This window comes from Vibrio sp. 1457 (assembly GCF_033340195.1).
Lineage (GTDB): Bacteria > Pseudomonadota > Gammaproteobacteria > Enterobacterales > Vibrionaceae > Vibrio > Vibrio alginolyticus.
Window position 1 is genome coordinate 1 of sequence record NZ_JAWOWA010000159.1, and the last position, 1021, is coordinate 1021.

The following is a 1021-nucleotide window of genomic DNA, read 5'->3' on the forward strand; positions in this document are numbered from 1 at the left end:
TTTCGATGAGATTACTAAGGCAGGGCTGAAAAATGGCAACTGATACTTTGACGCACGCGACTGCCCACGCGCACGAACACGGGCACCACGATGCAGGCGGAACCAAAATCTTCGGATTTTGGATCTACCTGATGAGCGACTGCATTCTGTTCTCAATCTTGTTTGCTACCTATGCCGTTCTGGTGAACGGCACGGCCGGCGGACCGACGGGCAAAGATATTTTCGAACTGCCGTTCGTTCTGGTTGAAACCGCACTGCTGCTGTTCAGCTCCATCACCTACGGCATGGCGGCTATCGCCATGTACAAAAACAACAAAAGCCAGGTTATCTCCTGGTTGGCGTTGACCTGGTTGTTTGGTGCCGGATTTATCGGGATGGAAATCTATGAATTCCATCACCTGATTGTTAACGGCATGGGTCCGGATCGCAGCGGCTTCCTGTCAGCGTTCTTTGCGCTGGTCGGCACGCACGGTCTGCACGTCACTTCCGGTCTTATCTGGATGGCGGTGCTGATGGTACAAATCGCTCGTCGCGGCCTGACCAGCACTAACCGTACCCGCATCATGTGCCTGAGCCTGTTCTGGCACTTCCTGGATGTGGTTTGGATCTGTGTGTTCACTGTTGTTTATCTGATGGGGGCGATGTAATGAGTCATTCTACCGATCACAGCGGCGCGTCCCATGGCAGCGTAAAAACCTACATGACAGGCTTTATCCTGTCGATCATTCTGACGGTGATTCCGTTCTGGATGGTGATGACAGGGGCTGCCTCTCCGGCCGTAATTCTGGGAACAATCCTGGCAATGGCAGTGGTACAGGTTCTGGTGCATCTGGTGTGCTTCCTGCACATGAATACCAAATCAGATGAAGGCTGGAACATGACGGCGTTTGTCTTCACCGTGCTAATCATCGCTATCCTGGTTGTAGGCTCCATCTGGATTATGTGGAACCTCAACTACAACATGATGATGCACTAAGAGCGGCGGTTATGATGTTTAAGCAATACCTGCAAGTAACGAAAC

Annotated in this window: 2 protein-coding genes; both read left to right on the plus strand. The window is 51.8% G+C overall.

Annotated elements, in window-relative coordinates; translation table 11 throughout:
• Positions 1-32: 32 nt before the first annotated feature.
• Positions 33-647 (plus strand): cytochrome o ubiquinol oxidase subunit III, encoded by a 615-nt coding sequence (locus tag R7Z41_RS24545; protein WP_318141710.1) that lies wholly within the window; start codon positions 33-35, stop codon positions 645-647.
• A complete protein-coding gene (locus tag R7Z41_RS24550; RefSeq protein ID WP_000019869.1) occupies positions 647-976 on the plus strand; it encodes a cytochrome o ubiquinol oxidase subunit IV in 330 nt (109 codons plus the stop codon). The genes R7Z41_RS24545 and R7Z41_RS24550 overlap by 1 nt, the downstream gene beginning before the upstream one ends.
• Positions 977-1021 lie beyond the last annotated feature (45 nt).